This is a genomic window from Halocynthiibacter namhaensis (assembly GCF_000812685.1).
In the GTDB taxonomy this organism is placed as follows: Bacteria; Pseudomonadota; Alphaproteobacteria; order Rhodobacterales; family Rhodobacteraceae; genus Halocynthiibacter; species Halocynthiibacter namhaensis.
In genome coordinates, this window is the sequence record NZ_JWIF01000039.1 from 1 (window position 1) to 4,019 (window position 4,019).

Below are 4,019 nucleotides of genomic sequence, written 5' to 3' on the forward strand. Positions count from 1 at the left end.
CTCTATGATCCTCAATGAAGGAAATCATTTGCGGAACGGGCGGTCGAGCTCCGCCTGGGCAAAATATGCCGACGCCTTCTTCAGGATCTCATTGGCCTGGCGAAGTTCCTTGTTCTCTCGTTCCAATTCTTTGATGCGGTCCCTTTCTTCGGTTGTCAGGCCTGCGCGCTGACCCTCATCACGTTCCGCTTGTTGGCACCAGATACGCAGGCTGTCAGGGGAACAGCCAAGCTTGGGCGCGATCGCTTTGTGTGCGGCTGAATCGCTGGAATAATTGACACGGTTTTCTCGAAAAAGCCGAACGCCACGTTCACGCAGCTCAGTCGGATAGGCGGGGGTATGTTTCTTCTTTGTCATAGGGCTCACCTTTGGAGTGTTTTACTCTCCGGTAAAACCGGGGCGGTTCATAAATGCCCAAACCTTGGGCCTTATGTTTGTCGCGGGTTTCTTCGCCAGCAATGCTTTTGATCTGTGGGGACAAATGATCTCACCGGCATTGGGGTGGGCGAACCTGTCACCTCATGGTTTGGCACGCAGCCTATTGTCCAGCTTGGGTCTGCCAAGTGGTGATTTTGCAGGATACTTCGTGCACTTCTATCTCGTGGGCCTGATTGGTTATCCGCTGGGCTGGCTGTTTATCTTCGCGCCAATCTGGGCGCGTGTGGTGGGGCAAACCCATTGGTTTATCCCTTCTGCAATCTACGGGTTTGGTCTTTGGGTCTTTGCAATCGGCGGGATTACAACCATTGCAGGGTTGCCGTTCTTCCTTGGCTTTACCGGCATCACTTGGGTCGCTCTTTTTGGTCACGTTTTATATGGCATCGTTCTGGTGGCTGTCTTGCGTGTGATCACCCGCGACTAAGCCGATCTGAAAATCTTTTGAAAAGCCTCGCCTCTGTGTGGGGCTTTTGCGTTATTGGTCGCAGATCGTTTGCAGTCGCACCCAATTGTCGTCGGATAACACGAGACGTGGGTTCTGATCCGGCCAAGGATCGGCCTCGATCAGGGGCAGGGTGGTCTCGCCCGTGGGATCAAGTGCCCAAGCATAGGGCGTAGCGCGCACGCCGGTGTCTGAAAAAGCTTGGAGAAGTGCGGCGTTAGATGGCATTGGGCGCGGCTGGGTAACGATAAATTCGGCCCAAGATCGCAGATCACGGGCGTTGATCTTACCAGTGGTCAACAAGCGCAGGCTGGCGGACATGCCGAGGTGGTCTAACATGGCCGCGATAGGATCGCGCTTACTGCGGCGCAGATCTTCCGCGATAATGTAGCCAGCGGTGACATCGGGATCTTCAAAATCCTCCACCAAAGAGCGATTCAACAGAATGATGCCACCGGGCAGATTGAGGCTGGTGTTCAACCCAGACCGCAGTACTGCCACATGGCGAAGTGCGGGATCACTGTGTGACGCAGGACCGGGCAGGGCCAAACGAATACGCAGTTTTTCAAGACTGCGCACACCGTTATGGCTTTCGCAGGTGCTGCCCGCGAGGTGCTGGATTTCTTCTAGCAAATTCTTGCCGATCTGCGCGCGCGTGACTGCCGGTAAAACGCGGGTGGCTTGATAGCGTAGGGCCTGAGGCAGCCAGAACGTGGCTAGGGCAGCGGCGGCCAAAATGCTGGTAATGACCATGGTCTTGCGTAAGCGGCCCGGGCGAGATTTACGTTTTCGAATGGCTGACAGAACCTTTTCTATCGCCGCGACCATATCTTCATCGTCGATTTCAATCGTCTCACTGCCGTCGTCATCTGGGGCGAAGATTGCGGGCATTGTACCTTTGTTTAAGCGGCGAATTGCGGCTAAGGACCAATGGCTAAGGGCGGTATCCGACTTTGAGTTCAGTGACAGGGTTGAGCTTCCGAAAGACACAATCACCTCGCGAAGCTGTGCTTGCGGGGTTTCGCGCCAAAGGCCCGTGGCTTCAAGGCGCTCGTACTCTTTAAGTGCTGTCATCAAAGGATAGATCCAGCCTGTAAATTGCTTGTTGTTTTCGATAGTGTACACGGAATGCAAAGGGCGGACAATATCTGGTGCCTCGCCAGATGGGTAAGGGAAGCAAATGAAATCAAACAATTTTGTGCCAAAGGGTGCTGCAAGCTTTTTGATGGATTACGACCATGCGCCGCGTGATGTTTATTTTCTGTTGTTACCCAAGCTGACGATGCTGGCTTTCAGTGCCGCGGTCGAACCTTTGCGCATTGCAAATCAAATCACCAACAAGGAATTATACCGCTGGTTTATCCTGTCTGAAGATGGGCTTCCAGTACCCTGTTCCAACGGGATTGAGATCGTGCCCAACGCGACTTTGGACAATCTTGCACGGTCTGAACAGGTCTTTGTCTGCGCGGGAATTGAAGCCGCCGAAACCATGAGTGAACGCGCTTTGTCTTGGCTCCGCCGTCAGCGTGCATATGGGTGTCGTTTGGGCAGTATTTGCACTGGCGCCTTCGCCCTCGCCAAGATCGGCGTTCTGGAAGGGCGGCGCTTTACCCTACACTGGGAAAACCAACCCGCCTTTATTGAACATTTCCCTGATCTTGTTCCAACGGAAAACCTCTATGAGGTCGATGGTGATCTGATGACCTGCGGGGGGGGCAGTGCGGCGACGGATATGATGCTGGACTTGATCGAGCGCGGCCACGGGCGTGATCTGGCGGCGATCGTGTCTGATATGTGCATCCACTTTCGGTCTGGCAATCAACACGCCGTGCAGAAATCGGCCTATTCCGTGGCTTTACGCAGCCGGAACCAACATTTGATCAAAGCGATGCAGGTGATGAATGACAATTTGGAAGAGCCGATGAGTATTTTAGAAATATCAGAACACGTGGGCATTTCGCGCCGCCAGTTAGAGCGATTGTTCGTAAAGAACCTTGGCACGTCACCCGTCCAATTCTACATCGAAAGCCGCATTTCCCGCGCCCATGCCTTGCTAAACGAAACCAAAATGTCGGTGGCCGAGATTTCCGCTGCAACAGGGTTCAACAGCGCCACCCAAATGTCTCAACGCTTCCGCCTACGCTATGGTACATCACCCTCAGCCTTTCGCAAAAGCTGGGCGCAGGGGGATGATGCGTGATCGAGGGAGATGAGTGTTGCTTAACATAGGAGTGAAGGTGGGGGGCAACTGACATAGGTGAAGTAGTCAAAGTCAACTATGAGCCCAATGTAACGGATGCTGCGTCTTGAACGAATGTCTGTTCTGCCCTTGGGCACATGCTCGCAGAAAGTTGTTTGAGCTGACCGTCAATAATGTTGCCCCGATTGCAGAAGAGGGCATAAAGCAGATCAAAACCTTCTATCGCATTGAGGCTCAAATTAGAGGAATGCCTGCTGATGAACGTCGAGTGGTCTTGTCGCGGTTTAGTTCCGGTCTCTTTCGAGCAATGTTTGCTATGAAGGAGATAGAGAATGGCAAAGAGATACACAGACGAGTTTCGGCGTGATGCGGTGCGCATGGCGACGACGAGTGGCTTAACGCGGCCTCAACTTTCATCAGATTTAGGGGTTGGGCTTTCGACGCTGAACAAATGGGTTCAACAGCATCAACACGATGACCTGATGTCAGGACCGCATGAAGACGTTGAGAAGGAGAACACGCGGCTTCGCAAGGAAGTCCGTCTGCTGCGCGAGGAGAGGGAAGTGTTAAAAAAGGCGGCAATCTTCTTTGCAGGCCAAAGCCGGTGAGATTTGCGTTCATCGACGCCTGGAAAGAAGAATGGCCAGTTGAGTTCCTGTGCAAAGTTATGCGGGTCACATCACGTGGTTTTCGCGCGTGGCGGGTTCGCCCGATGAGCCAGCGTCAACGCGATGATATGGTGATCCTGGCTCACATCCGTGAACAGCATCGCTTAAGCCTGCAAAGCTATGGGCGGCCTCGGATAACCGAGGAACTGCAAGAATTGGGATTACCGGTGGGCCATCGCAGGGTCGGACGTCTGATGGGCGAGAATGGCATCAAGATCATCAGAACCCAGAAATACAAGGCGACAACGGACAGCAACCACACGTTCAACAT

4 protein-coding genes, 2 pseudogenes and 1 other annotated feature are annotated in these 4,019 nt (G+C 53.4%); of the genes and pseudogenes, 4 read left to right on the top strand and 2 right to left on the bottom strand.

The features are described from left to right. Positions 1-70: a sequence feature (AL1L pseudoknot), on the bottom strand. This feature is flagged as partial in the annotation. Continuing rightward, positions 1-357 (bottom strand): annotated as a pseudogene (locus RJ38_RS05995) (transposase); the annotation flags it as partial. (Overlaps the previous feature by 70 nt.) Before the next feature lie 16 nt (positions 358-373). On the opposite strand from RJ38_RS05995, the gene RJ38_RS06000 reads away from it, so the two are divergent. After that, positions 374-862, top strand: a complete 489-nt coding sequence (locus RJ38_RS06000; protein ID WP_039017985.1) for a hypothetical protein — start codon at positions 374-376, stop codon at positions 860-862. Positions 863-913: 51 nt separating this feature from the next. On the opposite strand, the gene RJ38_RS06005 is transcribed toward RJ38_RS06000, so the two are convergent. Continuing rightward, positions 914-1,954, bottom strand: coding sequence for a hypothetical protein (locus RJ38_RS06005; protein ID WP_039017988.1), 1,041 nt, complete (start codon positions 1,952-1,954; stop codon positions 914-916). A 106-nt stretch (positions 1,955-2,060) separates the two neighbouring features. Here RJ38_RS06005 and RJ38_RS06010 point away from each other — a divergent pair, with 106 nt between their 5' ends. From RJ38_RS06010 to RJ38_RS19215, 3 genes and pseudogenes are all read left to right on the top strand, one after another. Then, the gene (locus tag RJ38_RS06010; protein WP_039017986.1) at positions 2,061-3,080 is read left to right on the top strand and encodes a GlxA family transcriptional regulator; all 1,020 of its coding nucleotides are present in this window, start codon (positions 2,061-2,063) and stop codon (positions 3,078-3,080) included. A 106-nt stretch (positions 3,081-3,186) separates the two neighbouring features. Next, a complete protein-coding gene (locus RJ38_RS18465; RefSeq protein ID WP_082005655.1) occupies positions 3,187-3,447 on the top strand; it encodes an IS66 family transposase in 261 nt (86 codons plus the stop codon). Beyond that, positions 3,413-4,019: pseudogene (locus tag RJ38_RS19215) on the top strand (IS3 family transposase); the annotation flags it as partial. The gene RJ38_RS18465 and the pseudogene RJ38_RS19215, both read left to right, overlap by 35 nt.